Genomic DNA, 18697 nt, shown 5'->3' with positions numbered 1-18697 from the left:
TTGATCACGAGCCTTCCCGGTCCGCGCACTCCCATGACCCCCGGACGGCCGTGGACACCGCCGGCGGAACCCGTCCGCCGGATTGCGGTCGTGGACCGGTACCGGGTGTGGGACAGTCGGGCGGGTGCTGTCGGACCGGGCGGGGCGGGGCCCGCGGTGTGGGTATCCGCCTCTCCCGCAGGGGCGTTGAGGGGGAGTGCGTGGCACGGGTGATCGACGGCCGCTTCGAGCTGCTGGCGCGGCTCGGCGGTGGTGGCATGGGGCTGGTGTGGCGGGCGCGGGATCTGATGCTGCACCGGGAGGTGGCGCTCAAGGAGGTCCGTCCGCCGGACCCGTCGCTGGCCGAGTACGACCCCGAGGGCGCCCGGGCCCTGCGCGCCCGGGTGCTGCGGGAGGCGCGGGCCCTGGCTCGTGTCGACCACCCCGGAGTCGTCACGATCCATCACATCGTGGACCTGGGCGAGGGGGGCTATCCGTGGATCGTCATGGAACTGGTCACCGGGGGCTCGCTCCAGGACCGCCTGAACCGCGGCGCCCTCACACCGGGGGAGGCCGCCGGCGTGGGCCGGGGGGTGCTGGCCGGACTGCGCGCCGCGCACGCCGCGGGCATCCGGCACCGGGACATCAAGCCCGCGAACGTCCTGCTGCGGCCGGACGGCCGTCCGGTCCTCACCGACTTCGGCATCGCGGAGATCCAGGGCTCCACCGTGCTCACCGCCACCGGCTCCGTCATCGGCACGCCCGACTACATGGCTCCCGAGCGCGTCGGCGGCGACGCCGGCGGAGCGGCGGCCGACCTCTGGTCGCTGGCCCTGACGCTGTACGTGGCGGTGGAGGGACGGAACCCGCTGCGCCGGGCGAATGCCCTGGCCACCCTCGCGGCGGTGCTCGGCGAGGACGTCCCGCCGCCGCGCGCGGCCGGACCGCTGGCCGGGGCGCTGATGGCCGTGCTGGTACGGGACCCGGCGGCGCGGCCGGACGCGGAGGCGCTGGACTCCCTGCTGGCGCGGGTGGAGTCGGAGGCCCCCGTGTCCGAGGCCGGCCCGGTGACCTCGTATCCCCTCGCGCCCCCGGCCGTCGCCTCCCCGGAACCGGAACCGGAACCGGAACGTGAGCCCGAGCCGGAACCGGAACCGGAGCCCGTTCCGGCGCCGACCCCGCCCCCGGCGCCGACCCCGCCCCCGGCGCCGACCCCGCCCCCGGGGCGGACGCCGATCCGGGGGCGGCGCGTCCGGGCGTACACGGCGGCCTTCGTCGCGGTGCCGCTCGGTGCCGTCCTGCTGTGGACCCTGCTTCCGGACGGCGGCACGAACAGCGCCGGAGCCGGAGCCGGTGGCGGCGGCCGTTCCGCCGGATCGGGCGAGGGGCCCGGCCCGGAGAGGATCAGCATCGGAATCAAGTTCGACCAGCCAGGCATCGGGCTCAGGGACGGGAACGGCGGGTACCAGGGGTTCGACGTGGCCGTGGCGACCTATGTCGCCCGGGCCCTCGGCTACCGCCCCGCCGACATCATCTGGAAGGAGGCGAGCGGCTCCGAGCGGGAGAACATGCTCCTGAGCGGCGACACCGACTTCATCGTGGCCACCTACGCGATCACCGACAAGCGCCGGGAGACGGTCGATTTCGTCGGCCCCTACCTGGTGGCCCGGCAGGATGTCCTGCTGAGCGTGGACAATGTCGCCATCAGCAGACCCGCCCACCTCAACGGCAAGAAGGTCTGCGCGGTGGTGGGCTCGTCCGCGGTGGCCGCTCTCCAGGCGTGGGTCGCCCCCGGGGCCCTGACCGAGGGGCGCGACACCTACGCGCGGTGTCTGACCGATCTGGCGAACGGCGTGGTGGACGCGGTCACCGCCGACGACGCCATCCTCGCCGGTTACGCCTCCCAGAAGCCGGACGCCTACCGGCTCGGCGGCTTCCGGCTCACCGAGGAGCGGTACGGGATCGGCATCCCGAGGAACAGCCACCACAAGGCCGGTATCCAGGCCGCGCTGGAGCGGATGGAGACGGACGGCTCCTGGCGGAAGGCACTGCGGAAGCACCTGCCGCTGCTCCAGCGGGAGACACCTCGGTCCTGACCTCCGCGCCGCGCGATCCGCGCCCGCTCCGGGACGGTGCGGCGTCAACCAGGGCCGGGGGAAAGGCCGTTCGGTTCTCCGCGCGCGTGGTGAAAAGCAGCCACCGGAGGGTGGAGCCGACCACGGAGCGGCCCCGGCGCCGATCGCGTTCTTGCTAACGTCGACGGCATGGAGCTTCGGACGCTTGAGTACTTCGTTGCTGTGGCGGAAGAAGGGTCCTTCACCAAGGCCGCCGCGCGCTGCCATGTCGTCCAACCCGCGATCAGTCAGCAGATCCAGGGCCTGGAGAGGGAACTGGGCGAGCCGCTGTTCGACCGAGGGCCCAGACGTGTCGTCCTCACCGCCGGTGGCGCCGCCCTCTTACCGCACGCCCGGGCCGCGCTGGCCGCCGCGAAGGCCGCCTCCCTGGAGTTCGCCGGCCGTGCCGGGCGCCTCGGCGGCTCGCTCGCGCTCGGAACGGTCGGTGGTCTGGAGGCCACCCGCTTCCCCTATCTGCTGGGGGAGTACCACCGGCGCCACCCCGGGGTCACGGTCGATGTGACGGGGCAGTCGAGCCCCTCCCTGCTGGCAGCCGTCCGCAACGGCACCCTGGACGGGGCGGTCATGGCGGAGCCCAGGGAGGACCTCTCCGAGATCCTCGGCTCCTGTGTTCTGCTGCGGGACTGGATCGTCGCCGCTCTCCCCGCCGGCGGCTCGGCGGACCGGCCGCTGACCCTCGACGAGGTGTCGAAGGCGCCGGTGATCACCTATGGACCCGACAGCGGCGTCCACGGCTTCATCAGCGAGGCCTTCGCCGCCCGGGGCCTGCCCTTCGAGATCGCGTACGCGACGAACAACGTGGCCCTCCAACTCGCCCTGGTCGTCGAGAAGGTCGGCATCGCGCTGGTTCCCCACTCCAGTCCCGCGCTCTCCGCCGACAGTCGGGTCGTCGCGGTCCCGCTGATCCCCGCCATCTCCTTCAACAAGGTCTTCGCCTGGCGGCTGGACAACCAGATGAATCCGCCCCTGCGGGCGTTTCTCGAGATGTGGTCGGAGTCGGACGAACCGGGGGCCGGGTCCGAAGCCGCCGGATGAGGGACCCGCCGGGCGGTCACCCCGGCGAGGGGGGCCGTTCACACCATCGCGGCGGACACCGCCATCGCCCCCGGACGCAGCGGGGTGGCGCCCGGCCGGGCCCACTGGCTCCAGCGGAACCGGCGCGGCGCGAAGGAGGCGAACAGCCCGGCGGCGGCGCTGACCGAGAACGCCGCCCAGGCGGGGTACTCCGGCTCACGCGGCGGTTTCCCACAGCTCTCGGCCCGAGCGCACTGCGCCGGCATGCCGACGCCGGACACACCAGCCCGATCCGGGCGGACGGCCGGCCGCCACCGCTGATCGCGGGTGCCGGCGCGGGCGGCCCGGCGGCCCGGACGCGGACCCGGTTGCGCATGCGGATGACGGTGCGGGGACATTCTCTGCATGGTCAACAGGGGGCCACGGGCGAGCCCTCGCCGGAATCCGTACGGACACTCATCCACCTCTCCGGCCGCGCCGCCCGGGTCAGGGTGAGTCCGCCGACAGCCGGTCGGTCCTCTCCCGGACCGGTGCCCAGGCATGCTCCGCCCGGAGCGGGGCAGGCGCAGGCCGAGGCGGGAAGCGGGCGCCGGGCGCCACCGGCGGAGGGATCGGCCGGACGGCCGCCGTCCCCGCTCTCCCCTACATCACGCAGAGAGGAACCCGTCATGAGTGTGCACCCCTGGAACTACTCGTCCCTGGCCGGCTACACCGCCGGCTCCGACCTCAACGGCTTCCGGGTCGAGGCCGTGGACGGTGCCATCGGCAAGGTCGACAAGCACACCGAGGACGTGGACGCCGCCTGCCTGGTCGTGGACACGGGTCCGTGGATCTTCGGCAAGGAGGTCCTCATTCCGGCCGGCGCCGTCACCCGGATCGACCTGGTGGAGAAGAGCGTCCACGTCGACCGGACGAGGGACCAGATCAAGCGCGCCCCCGAGTTCCACCGCGAGACACACCTCGGCGACAGCGGCTACCGCGATCTGCTCGCCGCCCACTACTGGCCGCCGCGCGCGTGACGACCGCCCCGGCGGCGGGTGACCGCCGCCGGGGCGCCGATCGCCGTACCGCCCGTCGCGCGTCAGGACGCCGACGCGGGGCTGCGGGAGCAGCGGCCGAGCCGGGGGATGTGGTCTCCTGGCCGGTGCCGATCATGAGAAGTGCCCCCGAGCCGTGCCCTGGGACGGGCCCGCGCCGGGGGCCGGGAGGTTGCCGTGGTGCGGAGTGTGGGTGTCGAGGAGGAGCTGCTCCTGGTGGACGCCGTCAGTGGTGAGCCGAGGGCGCTGGCGACGGCGGTGCTGGCCGCCGCCTCGCGGGAGGCCGGCGGGCAGGAGGAGGTCTTCGAGGCGGAGCTGCACCGGGAGCAGGTGGAGTTCGCCACCCGGCCGCAGACCGACATGGGTGAGCTGGCGGCCGAGATCGACCGCTGCCGGGCCGAGGCGTCCCGCCACGCGGAACGGCTCGGGGCGTCCGTCGCCGCGCTCGGGACCTCTCCGCTGCCGGTCAGCCCCTCGATCGGTTTCGGGGAGCGGCACCGCTGGCTGGAGGAGCACTTCGGACTGACCACACAGGAGCAGCTCACCTGCGGCTGCCATGTGCATGTGTCGGTGGAGTCCGACGAGGAGGGTGTCGCGGTTCTGGACCGGATCAGGCCCTGGCTGTCCGTGCTCCTCGCGCTGAGCGCGAACTCGCCCTTCTGGCAGGGCCAGGACAGCGGATACGCCAGCTACCGCAGCCGGGTGTGGGGACGGTGGCCCTCGGCGGGCCCGGTGGAACTCTTCGGCTCGGCCGAGCGGTACCACGAGCAGGTACGGGACATGGTCGGCACCGGTGCGCTGCTGGACGAGGGGATGATCTACTTCGACGCCCGTCTCTCCGCCTCGTACCCCACGGTCGAGATCCGGGTCGCCGATGTCTGTCTGGACTCCTCCACCACGGTCCTCATCGCCACCCTGGCCCGCGCCCTGGTGGAGACCGCCGCCCGCGAGTGGAAAGAGGGGCTGCCGCCGTCCCGGCAGCGGGTGGAGGTGCTGCGGCTGGCCGCGTGGCGGGCCGCCCGGTCGGGTCTTGAGGACCGGCTGCTCCACCCCCTCACCATGCGGCCCGCACCCGCCGAGGCGGTGGTGCGCGCGCTCTTCGAGCACGTACGGGACGCGCTGGACGACAGCGGCGATCTGCCGGCCGTCCGGGAGGCGCTGGCCGCGCTGCTCAGGACGGGCAGCGGCGCGCACGTCCAGCGCGAGCTGCTGGCCGGCACCGGTGAGCTGCGCGCCCTGGTCGGCGCGTGTGCCCGGCGCACCCTCGGACAGCCACCGTATGGCTCTCCCGGTTAGCGCGCCCGGGGGTGGCGGGCGTCGTATGGAACCGGGTGCCCGACGGCGCGGACGGCGGGCGGCCGCGCCGGGCACCCGTTGTCGCGGGCCCGCCCGGGCCCGCCCGCGCGAGAGCGAAGGAGCAGGACCATGCCGGCAGGATCGAGCCCCAAGCGGGAGCGTCAGTACGAGCACGTCAAGGAGAGCGCGCGCAGGCGCGGTGAACCGGCGGGCCGGGCGAAGGAGATCGCGGCCCGCACGGTGAACAAGGAGCGGGCGCGGGCCGGGGAGTCGAAGACGGCGAGCCGGACCTCCACCCGGGACCCGAAGTCCGCCTCCCAGCGCGGTGGACTGCGCTCGCACAGCGGAGCGCAGGGACCCACGAAGGACCAGCTCTACGCCGAGGCGAAGAAGCGGAACATCGACGGCCGCTCCACCATGAACAAGCAGCAGCTCGCCCGGGCCCTGGGCCGCTGACCCGTCCGCCCGGACCCCGGGGGCGGGCCGCCACCGGTCCGGGCGCGCCCCGCATTCCGCCGCCCGGACCGGGTACCCGCCCGTGAACCTTCCCCCTCGACTCGCTGGAGGACCCCATGGCCGTACGTCACCGGCTGATCCGCAGGCCGCCCGAGGCGGTGTGGGCGGTGCTCGCCGACGGGTCCCGCTACGGCGAGTGGGTCGTCGGGCCGGACGCCTCCCGGGAGGACGGGAGCGACTGGCCCCGGCTCGGCGCCACGATCGAGTACACCATCCGCCTCGGCCCCTGGTCCGGGAGCGGGAAGACGACCGTGCGGGACGTGGAGCCGCCCCACCGCATCGAGCTGGAGGCCGACAGCGGGCGGCTGGGCACCGCCCGGATCGCCATCGAGGTGCGGCCCTGGGGCGAACACACCCTGGTCGTCGTCGATGAGCACCCGCTGCGCGGACCCGGCGGCCATCTCCACAACGCGGCGTTCGACGCCCTGCTCCAGCTCCGGCACCGCCGGATGCTCGGCCGGCTCGCCGAGGTCGTCGAGCGGTCGCCCCGTGCCCCGGGCGAGAGGCCCCGGCCACAGCCGGGTGCCTCGTCCCGCGCGTGAGGACCGGGGAACCGGAGGCGGCACGCGCTCCGCGCCGGTCACGCGCCGGCGGCTTCGCCCCCGGTGGCGCCGGGAACCGGCCGCACCTCCTCCGGGCGGGCCGTCAGTCCTGGTCGATCCGTTCCCGCAGGACCTTCCCGCTGGCCGCGTCGATCTCGACATCGGCCTCCGTCCAGTCGCCGGTGTCGGCCACCTCGGTCTCCCAGACGACGACGTTGTCGCCGCTCTCGTCGCTGTCGCCCAGCTGAAGCCCGGTGACGGTGCCGGGGTGCTTCCGGGTGGCCGCGTCGACGGCCTGCTGAGGGGTCCGGGTCGCCTGGGCGAGCAGGCCCGCCAGCTCGCGCTTGTCGTCCGCGTCCTGGTCCCGCTCGGCACCGGAGCGCAGCACCTTCCCGCTGACGGCGTCGATGTCCACGACATGGGCGGTGCCGTCCTTGAGGGCCACCGTCGCCGTCCACCGCGGGGTCCCGGGGGGCGGTGACGCCTGGGGGGAGGGGCTGCTGCCGTGGTGCACGCGTCCCAGGTCCAGCTCGACGAGTTCGCTCTGCGGCACCTCCCCGGTGGCCGTCGACGCCGCCTTCTCCCAGCCGACCCGCGTCGACTCCACCAGCGCCCTGCGCTGGGTCCGCTCCCGGGAGAGGGACGCCACCGCGGAGGGTGTCGCCCCGGCGGAGGGGCTGTCCTCGGCCGCCGAGACCACCGAGTCGTCACCGGTGCCACCGCAGCCGGCGACCAGCGGCACCGACACGGCGAGGGCACAGAACAGGGCGGCGGCGCGGGCCCGGCCCGGCCGAGCGGGTGCGGCGGGCCTCAGGGAGCCGGGCGGCTGCGGCGCACCGGAGCCCTGAGGCGCCGGCGCGGACGGGATTCCACTCTGCTGAAGGGGCATACAGCCACCCGTAACCCCTCGCCCGCCGCTCCTACCCGCCCGCCGGGCGGCGCCACCCGATCGGACCCTCCCCGTCCGCGCCCTACTCCAGCCGGAGGGCGAGGAGGGCGATGTCGTCGTCCTTCTCCGTGCCGAAGGCCTGGAGCAGCATGTCGCTCAGCGCCTCCGGATCGGCCGGCCCCGACGCCACCGCCTCCAGGAAATCGCCCAGGCTGTCGTCGAGGTTGCGGCTGCGCTCCTCCACCAGTCCGTCGGTCACCAGGACCAGCCGGGTCCCGGGGGCGGTGTGATGGACCGTCGGCTCCGGGTGGGGGAGACCGAGCCCCAGCAGCGGGCCGTGCTCATGGAGGAACCGCGCCCGCCCGTCCGGCTCCACGAGCAGTGGCGGGATATGGCCGGCGTTGGAGAGACGGACGCGGCGTCCGCCCGGTTCGACGAGGATCAGACAGAGGGTGACCGTGACCCCCGGGCGCGAATGCGCCAGCAGGATCTCCAGCCGGTCCTGGATGTGATGCGGGGGATGGCCCTCCAGGGCGTACGCGCGGAGGGCGTGCCGGATCTCGCCCATCACCGTGGCGGCGGCCAGCGAGTGACCGGCCACGTCGCCGATGGCCACCAGCAGCCCGTCGGCGGTCTCCAGCGCCTCGTAGAAGTCGCCGCCGATCTCGGCCTGGGCACCGGCGGGCACATAGCGGAAGGCCATCTCGACCCCCGCCACCGTGGGGAGCCGGTCCGGCAGAAAGGTCTTCTGGAGGGTGAGCGCCAGGGAGTGCTCCTCCGCGAGGCTGCGCAGCGACTCCAGCGCCAGCGCGCCCGCGACCGCCAGGTGCTGGAAGAGCTCCCGGTCGTCGGGGCCGGACAGGGCCTCGGCCGGGACCGCGAAACAGAGCGCCGGGCGGCCCCGCTGCGTCCGCGCCACCAGCAGCGAGACATCCCCCTTCAGATGGTCGGACGGCACCAGCGTCCGCCACAGGGGCTGGGGAATGTCCGCGATCTCGGCGCCGGTGCCCGAGCCGAGCGCCTGGCCCGAGACCCGGCTCAGCACACCGGGGTGGGTGGGCAGCAACCGGGCGGGCTTCCCGGGGCCCGCGGCCATGCTGTGCACCACCTGTCCCTGCGGGGTCAGGAAGACCGCCGTCGCGGGACAGGAGAGCAGGGTCGCCGCACCGCCGGTCGCGGCGGCGGCGAAGGAGTGGAAACCCACCGCCCGGTACACGTCCAGGGTCGTCTGGTTCAGCGTCCGCAGCCGGACGGCCAGCCGCTCCGCGCGCTGCCGGGCCCGGGTGTACCGGAGGGTGGCGATCAGCGTGGCCAGCAGCTCGTCGCGGTCGATGGGCTGATTGAGATAGGCGTCCGCCCCGCCCTGGAGTCCCCGGGCGTGATCGTCGGCGCCCAGCATGACCGCCGACACATGGATCACCGGCACACCCGCCGTGCGGGGGTCCGCCTTGATCGCCGCGCAGAGCTGGAAACCGCTCATGTCCGGCAGATTGATGTCGATGATCGCGGCCTCCGGGAGCGGTGCCCCCGGCAGCTCCAGCAGTTCGAGCCCCGCCGTCCCGTCGGCGGCCTCCAGGACGGTGTGGCCGGCGCGCCGGAGCCAGCTGCCGAGCACATAGCGGGTCGTCGCGTCGTCGTCGACCACCAGGACCGTGGCCGGCGCGTCGTCATCCGGAAGTGGGTTCACGGGCCGCTCTCCAGCCGGGGCTCCGAGCCGTGGGGGACGGGGCGGCAGACCCGGACACCCGCCCCCGGCGGTGTGTCCAGGGGGCCGGTGTCCGTGCCGGACGCGAGATACGGCAGCCGCACCTCGACCCGGGTGCCCTGGCCCTCCGCGCTGGTCAGATCGAGCGTGCCACCGAGCAGCTCGGTCAGCCTACGGGCGTAGGGCAGACCGAGCCCGGTGCCCGGGCGGCCCCGCTGATGGGCCCCCGGCACCTGGTAGAACTCCTCGAACACCCGCCGCTGCTCCGACTGCGGGATGCCGATCCCGCTGTCGGTGACGGTGAAGGCGAGCCGGCACCCGTCCGGCTCCTCGACCGTGCCGACCGTCAGACTCACCTCGCCCTCCTCCGTGAACTTCAGCGCGTTCGAGAGCAGATTGCGCAGAATCCGGGTCAGCAGCACCTCGTCCGCCTGAACCTCGGGGAAGGTCTCCAGATCGGGCAGTTTCACCACCACATGGCTCGTGCGCACCATGCTGCGCAGCACCCCGCCGAGCTGACCGACCAGCGTGTGGAGATCCACCGCTTCCAGCCGGACCTCCAGCTGCCCGGACTCCGCCTTGGCGACGTCCAGCAGATCGTTGACGAGCGAGAGGAGCGTCTGTCCCGAGGACGAGATCAGCGAGAGCTGCCGGTGCTGCTCCTCGTCGAGCCCGTTCGACTCGGGCTCCAGCAGCAGCCGGGAGAGCGCGACCACCGCGTTGACCGGCGTCCGCAGCTCATGGCTGACATGGGTCCAGAACCGCGTCTTGGCCTCACTCGCCTCCCGCAGCTGCCGGGACTTGTCCTCCAGCTCGGTGTGGAGGGCGACCACACCGCTGTTGGTGGTCTCCAGCTCCTGCGACAGCTCGGTGTAGAGAGCGAGGACACCCCGGTTGGTCTCCTCCAGCTCCTCGTTGAGCCGGCGCAGCTCCTCCCGCTGGGCGCGGGTCTCCTCCAGGGTGGCGATCAGGTCGCGGGTCTGCGCGCGCAGGTCCTCGGCCATGGTGGCCGGAGCCGTGCGCCGCAGCGCCTCCCGCAGAGCCCGCCGGCCGTCGGCGGCGGCCACGCCCGCCGGCACCGGCTGCTCCAGCACGAGCCGGCTGTACGGCACACCGGCCTCATGGCGGACCCGGTGCACCAGCCGGGTCGCCAGCTCCAGGGCGGCGGGCGCGGGCTCCGCGCCCGCCGTCCACTGGAACGTCACCACCAGGGCGGGCCCGCCCTCCTCCTGGAGCCCGAACGCGGCGGTCAGCTCGCCGGCGCCCAGCCTGTCCCGGCCCAGCTCGCTGAGCGCGGTGGCCAGCCGGACCTGGTCCTGCCGCTCCATCCGCAGCGATTCGGCCGCCTCCTGACCGCTGCGTCTCAGCGAGAAGACGTCCTGGACGGAGGTGATGGGCACCGTCAGGAGGTGCCGGGGGTCATCGGTCCTCACCTCACCATGCTCCCTTGACGACGACGATGCCCGCGTCGTCTCGTCGTACGGCCGCCTCCCGCAGCAGCTGGGCCGCTATCACCGTCGGACCCCGGTGGAGCAGACCCGGCATCGCGTCCATGCTCCAGCGCTCGGTCAGCCCGTCGGTGTGGAGCACCAGCGCGCCGCCCGGGTCCAGCGGCTGTTCGAAGGTGCGGAAGGTACGGATCTGGTGCCCGACGATGCCCGGCGCGGACAGCAGACTCCGCCGGGCGCCGGAGCCGACGACGAAGGCGCTGACATTGCCGACCCCGCAGAGCAGCACGCGTTTCCGCCCGGGTTCCACCCGGGCGACGGCGACCGCGCCGCCGCGGGTGCCGCGCAGCGCGCCATGGACCTCGCGCATGATCATTTCGGGATCGCGCGCGGTGGTGCGGCGGAAGGTGCCGATGGCGGCCTCGCTGGAGCGCGCGGCGAGCGGTCCGTGGCCGAGACCGTCGCAGAGGATCGCGAGCAGCGCCGGACCGGTGTCCGGGTCCCGGGCGCCGTCGTCGATCCGTACCGCCCAGGCGTCGCCGCAGGCCGTCTCCCCGCTGATGGGGCGGGTGAGACCCGCCGCCACGGGGTCCGGCCGGACCGGGGTGAGCACATCCCGGCCGGCACGGGGCCAGAACTGGGCGACCATCACCGTGCCCCTGCCCGGAGTCGAGTGGAGATCGAAGACATCCGCGAGCCGGGCCACCGCCCCCAGGCCGATGCCGAGCGTGCCCGCGCTGGAGACCCCGTCGGAGAGGGCCGTCGACACATCGGCCATCCCGGGACCGGCGTCCACCGTGATGAACTCCACCGCCGCGCTGGTGTCCGTGCGCAGCACCCGCAGCAGGAGCCCGCCGTCGACGGCGTGCCGCTGGAGATTCGTCGCCGCCTCGGTGACCGCCAGGGCGACCTCGGAGGCGCGATGGGCGCTGAGGCCGATACGGCGGGCCAGGGCGGCGGCGGCACCGCGAGCGGCGGCGGGGAGCGCGGGATCGTCCCGGAACCAGGCGATGTCCTCGCACTCCAGGACGGTCGGCGCGCTCACCGTGCCCACTTGACCAGGGTCACGGTCGTGCCCCGCCCCACCTCGGTGTCGAGCCGGAACTCGTCGACGAGACGGCGTGCGCCGCTCAGCCCGAGCCCCAGCCCGCCACCGGAGGTCCAGCCGTCCGTGAGAGCGAGATCGACGTCGGGGATGCCCGGACCGGAGTCCTCGAACACCGCCCACGCGCCGGTCCGTCCGATGCCCCGCACCAGACCCACCCGCACGACCCCGCCACCCCCGTACACCAGGGTGTTGCGGGCCAGTTCGCTGGCGGCGGTGATGAACTTCGTCTGATCGACCAGCGAGAGCTTGCAGCGCTGCGCCAGCTCACGGGCGAGCCGTCGCACCCGCACGACATCGTCGTTCGCCGCGATCGGCATGGTCTGCGGCTCGCCTTCGGGAGCCCAGGAACTGTTCATGCCCGGCCCGCGCTGCTCCGCCCCAGCAGGGCGAGTCCCTTCTCCAGGTCGAGAGCGGTCCGTACGCCCCCGAGCGACAGACCCAGTTCCACCAGGGTGATCGCGACGGCCGGGCGCATGCCCACGACGACCGTCTCGGCGTCCAGCATGCGCGAGATGGCGGCGATGGTCGCCAGCATCCGTCCGACGAAGGAGTCGACGATCTCCACCGCCGTGATGTCGATGACCACGCCCCGGGCGGAGCGGGCGACGATCTGCTCCGCCAGGTCCTCCTGGAGGTTCAGCACGGTCTGGTCGTCCAGGTCCACCTGGATGGAGACGAGCAGGACCTCGCCGATCCGCAGGATGGGCACGCGTTCCGTCATCGGAGCGTGTCCTTGCGGGAGACCATCTCGACACCGGCCTTCTTCAGTGCGAGCTGAAGGGCGTCGGCGAGGCTCGCCTTTGTCACGATGTCGCCGAATTCGATTCCCAGCGCCACGATGGTCTGCGCAATCTGCGGGCGTATCCCGGAAACCGTGCACTCGGCGCCCATCAGCCGGGCCGCCACAATGGTCTTCAGCAGATGCTGTGCCACCTGGGTGTCCACCGCGGGAACACCGGTGATATCGATGATCGCCTGCTCGGAGCCGGTGTCCACCAGCGCCTGGAGCAGCTTCTCCATCACCACCTGGGTCCGCGCCGAGTCGAGGGTGCCGACCAGCGGCACGGCTATCACCCCGTCCCACAGCTTGACCACCGGGGTGGAGAGTTCGAGGAGCTGATCGGCCTGCGCCGCGATGATCTCCTCACGCGCGCGCGTGTACGTCTCGATGGTGAACAGGCCCAGATCGTCCAGGAGGCCGCTCAGCCGCAGATACGCCTGGACATCCGCGGCGGTCCCGTCGGTGAGGACCGGCTCCAGGACCCGCTTGAGCGCGAAGACGCTCAGCGCGGTCTCACTGGGCGTGAAGCCCTGCCGGGCCCGGTTGCGCGACAGCTCCGTGAGCAGCGCCCGCAGCTCCGACAGCTCCTCGCCCAGGGCGTCCCGGGCGCCGGCCCGCAGCGCCTCGACCAGGGCGGCGTACAGCTCGCGCAGTTCCCGGTCGAGCTCGGCCTTGCTGATCCGGCCCACCAGACCCTGGGAAACATGGGAAACCCACTGGGCAGCGTGTTCCTCCGCGCCTGCTGAGAGCAGGGTCACCAGCCTGGCCGAACTATCCTGCTTCGCGACCATGGCCACTCCTTGAGGGTCGTTTGATGCGATCATGCGATCGTGATGCGCAGCGTACGACATGGCGGACGGTCGGCCCTATTCCTCTGACCGACCGGTCACCTGTCGGGAACTGCCGCTGGATTATGCGGTGCGCTCGTCCATTTACCCCGCGGATCGGGTCACGCATTCCTGTGTCCGTGCTCACATGCGCGGGAGGTGCGCCCCCGGTCCCCGCGCGGGACGGAAAAGGGATTCCCGGCACGGAACCGCGTGGACGGAGTCCCTGGCCGTGACCCCGGCTCCGCGCACGGCGCGACGGCTCCCGGAGCCGTACCCCCCCCGGACCGGAGGACGGGGGAGGGCACCGCTCCCGGGACGGCGGACCGGGCCCCGTGTCCGGGCGGGTCCGGCACCGGCGGCCTCCCGGCCGGGCACCCGGGAATCGAGCCGGCCGGCGCCCAGGGCGGGTCAGCGGGGGCGGGGCAGCACCGCCGGGCCGCGCGGGGCGAGGAGGAGGTCCTCGTACGCGTGGTGCCGGCGGGTCGTGGTGCGGTGGTGCAGCAGCCCGGCCGCGCGGGCGGGCTCACCGGCGTCGACGAGGGCGCGGGCGAGGGTGTCCTGAACGATCTCCCGCTCCACCCGCACCCCGCCGATCCGCTCCGTCCGTCCGCCCAGGCCCTCCAGCAGCTCCACCGCGGCGCGCGGCCGGCCCGCGGTGATCTCCGCCAGCGCCCGCACCACCGGGGCGAGGACATCGCGGTAGTCCGGGCGCGGGTCGCCGGCGGCCCGGCGGGCGAGGAGAAGGAGATCGTCGGTGGCGGCCTCCACGGCCAGCGCCAGCGCCAGATTGAAGGTGTGGAAGACCTCCGCCATCCCGCCCGGCGCGGCGAGCAGTTCCCGGACCCGCGCCGGGTCGCTCCGGCCCGCCGGTGTCTGCCCCGCCAGCAGCAGCCGCCAGTTGGTCGCGGCCCGCATGCCCACATCCGTGACCGCCAGCGCCGTGTCCGCCCGCCGGCGGGCGTCCGGGAAGTCACCGCAGGCGATGGAGTGCAGCGCGGCATGCCAGTTCAGATGCCGCGACTGCACCGCCTGCGGGTCGGTCGCGAGCCACCGGTCCAGGAACTGGGCGGAGTCGGAGCCGCCGCCCAGTTCGTGCTCGGCGTGCGCGAGGGCGTGCGCCGCCGTGCCCGAGCGGGGGCAGAGCCCCAGCGTGTGCACGGCCAGCTCGTACGCCTCGCGCACCCGGCCCTGCTCGGCGCGGGTCGCGGCCAGCCAGCTCATCCACGGCCAGCTGTCCGGGCCGGCCACCGCGGCCTGCTGCTCCATCAGCACCTCGCCCTGGGTGCGGTAGGCGGCCTCCTCGCAGGAGGGGAAGGCGCCCAGCAGCAGCCCCGCCTCCTCGTCGGCGGGCCACCGCGCGAAGTGCGCCACCAGATGATCGGCCGTCAGCCGGTACTGCCGGTGCGTATGGAGGAAGACCCCGTAGACCAGGCTCGCCTCCCGCTCACCCGCGCCCAGCGCGTCCCGGTGCGCGAGCGACAGCTCCTCCTTCAGCGTGGTGTCGTCCAGGCTGTCGCCGACCACCAGGGTCAGCAGCGCACGGGCCACCCCGCACCCCGGGTCCGACGCCACCCACTCCCGCAGCAGGGGCAGCGCCCGCCCGCTCAGGGCCAGCAGCTCGGTCACCGCCCGCTCCGCCACCGGCGCCTCCACCCGGCCCGCCGGGCGCCCGTCGCTCACCGCCGCCCCGTCACACGCTGGGCCGGATGATGGCGGTGCAGACGATGCCGCTGTTGCCGCAGTTGTTGCGCGGCAGACTCAGCGGCAGACCCGCCTGGTTGCCGCTCGCCGCCCCGCTGCCGGCCGCCGTGGCACCCGCCGACTGCGCGGCGCCCTGGTTGGCACAGGCGTTCCCGAAGGCCGCGTTCCCGATGCCGATGACGCTCGCGTGCGCGGCGCCCGCCGGGAGCAGCGCCGCCCCGGCCACCGCGCCCAGCACCGCCGCCCGCACACCCGCACGCCCCGCGCCGCCACCCGTGCTCCGCATGTCCAAGCCCATCGTGCTCCTCCTCGGTCGGCGCCGCGAGCGCGGCACCCGTGGGACCGGCCCGGCAGAACGAACCCGGGCCGCACCTCGCCCAACGAGCGAACTACCCTTCCGTCACCGGAACCGTGGCCGTGGAACCCGGTCCGGTCCACGGGGGAGGGCGACGGAACGGCGTCCGCGTGACCGGGGCATCCGGGCGGCCCGGCAACGGGTCGTACGAGCGGGTGGGTCCGCCGCCGCGGCCTCCCGCCAGGACTCGCCCGGGCCCGTCCGCGAAGGCGCCGGTGCCCGCCGTTCGTGAACAGCGTGTTGCCGGTCCGCCGCACCGGGGCCGGACGGGCCGATACTGGCCGGACGATTCCGGGGCGGGGGCAGCGGTGGACTGGTGGCCGGGGCTGGGCGGGCTGGCCGCCGGCCTGCTCATATCGGTGGTGACAGCACCGGTCGGGGTGTCCGGGGCGGTGTTCCTGCTCCCGGTGCAGCTGAGCGTGTTCGCCGTGCCCAACCCGGCGGTCACCCCGACGAATCTCCTCTTCAACGTCGTCGCGGGCCCCGGCGCCCTGTGGCGCCACCGGCGGACGGGCGCCCTGCGCGGTCCGCTCACCCGGCGCCTGGTCCTGGGCACCCTCCCGGGTGTGGTCGCCGGCGCGGCGATCCGGGTCTTCGCGCTTCCCGGCCCCACGGTCTTCCGGCTCCTCATCGCCGGTCTGCTGCTCCCGCTCGGCCTGTGGCTGTGCCTGCGCACGCTGCGGCCGGTACGGCACCGGCCGGCGGCCGAGCCGGCGGCGCGGACGGTCACCGGACTCGCCGTCGCCGTGGGCGTGGTCGGCGGCATCTACGGCATCGGCGGCGGCTCCCTCCTGGGGCCGGTTCTGGTGGGCAGGGGGATGCCGGTCGCCCGTGTCGCGCCGGCCGCCCTCGCCGCCACCTTCGCCACCTCGGTCGTCGGTGCCGCCACCTTCGCCCTGCTCTCCCTCACCAGCGGCGGGGAGATCGCACCGGACTGGTATCTGGGGCTCTCCTGCGGCCTCGGGGGACTGGTCGGCGGATACCTCGGCGCCCGCGTCCAGCCGTATCTCCCCGAGACGGCGCTGCGGCTCCTCCTCGGCGGGCTCGCCGCCGCGATCGGCGCCCTCTACGCCCTCCGGGCGCTCGGCTGAGGCAAGGAAAGCGCCCGGCGCGAGACACGGGGAGCGGCGCCGGTCCGCGCGGCCGGACCGGCGCGGCCCCGCTGCCGCGCCCCACCCGCGCCCGTCCCTCAGTGCTCGGTGAGCATCCCCTCGCGGAGCCTGCCCAGGGTGCGGGTCAGGAGACGGGAGACATGCATCTGGGAGAGGTTCAGCTCGGCCCCGATGGCCGCCTGGGTCATCTCCTGGCCGAAACGCATCTCCAGGATGCGCCGTTCGCGGTCCTCCAGCTTCTCCAGCAGCGGCGCGAGCGCGCGGAAGTCCTCCACCAGCTCCATCGCCGGGTCGACATCGCCGAGCACATCGCCGTACGACCGGCCTCCCGAGGAGTGCGCGGGAGACTCGTCGGACTCGGCCGTCGGGAGGTCGAGGGAGCCGGCGGTGTAGCCGTTGGAGGCCACCATGCCCTCGATGACCTCGTCCTTGCTCAGGTCGAGGAACTCGGCCAGCTCCCCGACGGTCGCGTCGCGGTCCAGGACCGTGGCGAGTTCGTCGCGGGCCTTGGCCAGCTCGGTGCGCAGCTCCTGGAGCCGGCGCGGGACATGGACGGCCCAGGAGGAGTCACGGAAGTACCGCTTGATCTCCCCGACGATGTAGGGGATGGCGAAGGTGGTGAACTCCACCTCACGGCTCAGGTCGAACCGGTCGATCGCCTTGATCAGGCCGATCGTCCCGACCTGGACGATGTCCTCCATCTCCCCGCTGCCGCGGTTGCGGAACCGGCCCGCGGCGAACCGCACCAGGGACAGGTTCATCTCGATCAGGGTGTTGCGGGCGTACTGGTACTCGGGCGTGCCCTCCTCCAGGATCTGGAGGCGGTCGAAGAAGACCTTGGACACGCCCTTGGCGTCCTTGGGTGCCATCCGGAGCGGCTCGGTGACCCTGGGGAGATCACCGGTCGGGGCGGGGCCCGTGGTGCGCTCGTGTGTGGCGCCTTCACGGTACGGGGCGGGTATGACGCTCGTCATCGCGGCCAGGCTCCCTTCGAGCGGAGGTGTGGAGCTGCGCCTGCCCGCGCCCATGACATCCACACCTGGCGGGAGCGATTCCTCCACGGACCGCTCAGCTCGGTGGCCTGGAACCGCTCGTGCCGGGGGTCGCCTCGATGAGCCGGAAGATGTTGGGGGCCGGCAGGGGGGTGACGGCGCGCAGGGTGAAGCCGGAGGCGGCGCAGAGGGCGGCGAAGTCGTCCTCGGTGCGTTCGCGGCCGCCGACGTTGACGAGCATGTTGAGATCGCTGAGGTAGACACCGCTGTACTGGTCGGCGGGGACCGTCGGGGGCAGTACGGGCTCCACGATCAGCAGGGCGCCGTGGTCGGGGACGACCTCGCGGATGTGCCGCAGGATCGTGGCGCACTGCTCGTCGTTCCAGTCGTGGATGATGCTCTTGAGGAGATAGAGGTCTCCGCCGTCCGGGGCGGAGGCGAAGAAGTCGCCGGTCCGGAGGGTGACGCGTTCGGTGAGCCCTTCGGCGGCGAAGCGCCCGGCCGCCTGGGCCAGCCCCTCGGCCGTGTCGTAGAGGATGCCGCGCAGACCGGGGTGGGCCCGGAGAATGCCGCTCAGCAGCGTCCCGTCGCCGCCGCCGATGTCCACCACGGTGGTGAAGCGCCCGAAGTCGAAGTGGTGCGGGGCGGCTTCGGCGGTGGACCGCGTGGCCTGGCTCATCGCCGCGTTGAAGACGGCGGAGAGCTCCGGGTGCTCCTTGAGATGGCCGAAGAAATCCGTTCCGAAGACGGTGCGGAACGTGGTCTCGCCGGTACGGATTCCCTCGCCCAGCAGCTCCCACGCGCGGACCATCATGGGCTCGGTGAACATCGAGGCCATGGCGAGCATGGAGCCGGGGCTGTCGGAGCGCAGCAGATCGCCCGCCCCGGTCGTGCGGAAGACCCCGGGCGCGGGCTCGGCGAGCAACTGGAGTCCGGCCAGGGCGCGGAGCAGGCGCAGAGTGGCCCGCGGGTGGGTGGAGAGGGTGCGGGCGAGGCCGTCGGCGGTGACGTCGCCCGCGCCGATCCGGTCGAAGACCTCCAGCCGGGTCGCCACTCCCAGGACCTCGGAGGCCATCCGGCCGAAGACGAGCCGGCCCACGACGGCCTGGGGCGGCGGGCCCGCCGCGGGGGATTCCGCGCCGTCCGCCGGTCCGTGCTGATCCCCGGCCATCGCGTGCCTCCTGGCATATTGGGTAACCCAGACCTTAGGGGTACGTGTTCGGCGCGTCCCGTTCCGGCGGGCCCGGAACTCCACGA

19 protein-coding genes are annotated in these 18697 nt (G+C 73.7%); 7 read left to right on the top strand and 12 right to left on the bottom strand.

Annotated elements, in window-relative coordinates; translation table 11 throughout:
- Positions 1-200: 200 nt before the first annotated feature.
- Both ABT122_RS00125 and ABT122_RS00120 read left to right on the top strand, forming a co-directional pair.
- The gene (locus tag ABT122_RS00125) at positions 201-2075 is read left to right on the top strand and encodes a bifunctional serine/threonine-protein kinase/glutamate ABC transporter substrate-binding protein (protein ID WP_502976068.1); all 1875 of its coding nucleotides are present in this window, start codon (positions 201-203) and stop codon (positions 2073-2075) included.
- Positions 2076-2243: 168 nt separating this feature from the next.
- Positions 2244-3149, top strand: coding sequence for a LysR family transcriptional regulator (locus ABT122_RS00120; RefSeq protein WP_351542807.1), 906 nt, complete (start codon positions 2244-2246; stop codon positions 3147-3149).
- 38 nt (positions 3150-3187) lie between these two features.
- On the opposite strand, the gene ABT122_RS00115 is transcribed toward ABT122_RS00120, so the two are convergent.
- Positions 3188-3409 (bottom strand): hypothetical protein, encoded by a 222-nt coding sequence (locus ABT122_RS00115; protein ID WP_351542804.1) that lies wholly within the window; start codon positions 3407-3409, stop codon positions 3188-3190.
- Positions 3410-3796: 387 nt separating this feature from the next.
- Between ABT122_RS00115 and ABT122_RS00110 the strand changes: the two genes are divergently transcribed.
- From ABT122_RS00110 to ABT122_RS00095, 4 genes are all read left to right on the top strand, one after another.
- The gene (locus ABT122_RS00110; protein ID WP_351542801.1) at positions 3797-4147 is read left to right on the top strand and encodes a PRC-barrel domain-containing protein; all 351 of its coding nucleotides are present in this window, start codon (positions 3797-3799) and stop codon (positions 4145-4147) included.
- A 198-nt stretch (positions 4148-4345) separates the two neighbouring features.
- Complete coding sequence (locus tag ABT122_RS00105) at positions 4346-5461, top strand: glutamate--cysteine ligase 2 (RefSeq protein ID WP_351543198.1); 1116 nt, start codon at positions 4346-4348, stop codon at positions 5459-5461.
- 129 nt (positions 5462-5590) lie between these two features.
- Positions 5591-5917 carry a plasmid stabilization protein gene (locus ABT122_RS00100; protein WP_351542798.1) on the top strand — a complete coding sequence of 109 codons (327 nt, stop codon included), beginning with the start codon at positions 5591-5593 and terminating at the stop codon, positions 5915-5917.
- Positions 5918-6033: 116 nt separating this feature from the next.
- Positions 6034-6519: an SRPBCC family protein gene (locus tag ABT122_RS00095; protein WP_351542795.1), complete on the top strand. Its 486-nt coding sequence runs from the start codon at positions 6034-6036 to the stop codon at positions 6517-6519.
- A 103-nt stretch (positions 6520-6622) separates the two neighbouring features.
- Here ABT122_RS00095 and ABT122_RS00090 read toward each other — a convergent pair whose 3' ends face one another.
- From ABT122_RS00090 to ABT122_RS00050, 9 genes are all read right to left on the bottom strand, one after another.
- On the bottom strand, positions 6623-7408 hold the full coding sequence (locus tag ABT122_RS00090) for a PepSY domain-containing protein (RefSeq protein ID WP_351542792.1): 786 nt from the start codon (positions 7406-7408) through the stop codon (positions 6623-6625).
- An 82-nt stretch (positions 7409-7490) separates the two neighbouring features.
- A complete protein-coding gene (locus ABT122_RS00085; RefSeq protein ID WP_351542789.1) occupies positions 7491-9095 on the bottom strand; it encodes a SpoIIE family protein phosphatase in 1605 nt (534 codons plus the stop codon).
- Complete coding sequence (locus tag ABT122_RS00080; protein ID WP_351542786.1) at positions 9092-10546, bottom strand: sensor histidine kinase; 1455 nt, start codon at positions 10544-10546, stop codon at positions 9092-9094. Before ABT122_RS00080 ends, ABT122_RS00085 begins: the two co-directional genes overlap by 4 nt.
- Before the next feature lies 1 nt (position 10547).
- Entirely contained in the window at positions 10548-11615 is a 1068-nt protein-coding gene (locus ABT122_RS00075; RefSeq protein ID WP_351542783.1) for an ATP-binding SpoIIE family protein phosphatase, read from the bottom strand.
- Entirely contained in the window at positions 11603-12025 is a 423-nt protein-coding gene (locus tag ABT122_RS00070; protein ID WP_351542780.1) for an ATP-binding protein, read from the bottom strand. Before ABT122_RS00070 ends, ABT122_RS00075 begins: the two co-directional genes overlap by 13 nt.
- Positions 12022-12390: an STAS domain-containing protein gene (locus tag ABT122_RS00065; protein WP_351542777.1), complete on the bottom strand. Its 369-nt coding sequence runs from the start codon at positions 12388-12390 to the stop codon at positions 12022-12024. Before ABT122_RS00065 ends, ABT122_RS00070 begins: the two co-directional genes overlap by 4 nt.
- A complete protein-coding gene (locus ABT122_RS00060; RefSeq protein WP_351542774.1) occupies positions 12387-13241 on the bottom strand; it encodes an STAS domain-containing protein in 855 nt (284 codons plus the stop codon). Before ABT122_RS00060 ends, ABT122_RS00065 begins: the two co-directional genes overlap by 4 nt.
- A 447-nt stretch (positions 13242-13688) precedes the next feature.
- Positions 13689-14960 (bottom strand): tetratricopeptide repeat protein, encoded by a 1272-nt coding sequence (locus tag ABT122_RS00055; RefSeq protein ID WP_351542771.1) that lies wholly within the window; start codon positions 14958-14960, stop codon positions 13689-13691.
- Positions 14961-14970: 10 nt separating this feature from the next.
- Complete coding sequence (locus ABT122_RS00050) at positions 14971-15279, bottom strand: chaplin family protein (protein ID WP_351542768.1); 309 nt, start codon at positions 15277-15279, stop codon at positions 14971-14973.
- Positions 15280-15644: 365 nt separating this feature from the next.
- Between ABT122_RS00050 and ABT122_RS00045 the strand changes: the two genes are divergently transcribed.
- The gene (locus ABT122_RS00045) at positions 15645-16427 is read left to right on the top strand and encodes a sulfite exporter TauE/SafE family protein (RefSeq protein WP_351542765.1); all 783 of its coding nucleotides are present in this window, start codon (positions 15645-15647) and stop codon (positions 16425-16427) included.
- Between the two features lie 98 nt (positions 16428-16525).
- Here ABT122_RS00045 and ABT122_RS00040 read toward each other — a convergent pair whose 3' ends face one another.
- Together ABT122_RS00040 and ABT122_RS00035 are read right to left on the bottom strand one after the other, a co-directional pair.
- Complete coding sequence (locus ABT122_RS00040) at positions 16526-17422, bottom strand: RNA polymerase sigma factor SigF (protein WP_351542762.1); 897 nt, start codon at positions 17420-17422, stop codon at positions 16526-16528.
- A 94-nt stretch (positions 17423-17516) separates the two neighbouring features.
- Positions 17517-18611, bottom strand: coding sequence for a methyltransferase (locus ABT122_RS00035; RefSeq protein ID WP_351542759.1), 1095 nt, complete (start codon positions 18609-18611; stop codon positions 17517-17519).
- Between the last annotated feature and the right edge of the window lie 86 nt (positions 18612-18697).

It is taken from the genome of Streptomyces sp. NPDC001985, from assembly GCF_040296845.1.
Classification (GTDB): domain Bacteria; phylum Actinomycetota; class Actinomycetes; order Streptomycetales; family Streptomycetaceae; genus Streptomyces.
The sequence above is the reverse complement of the archived record's forward strand: the minus strand, read 5'-3'. Positions and strand labels throughout refer to the sequence as shown.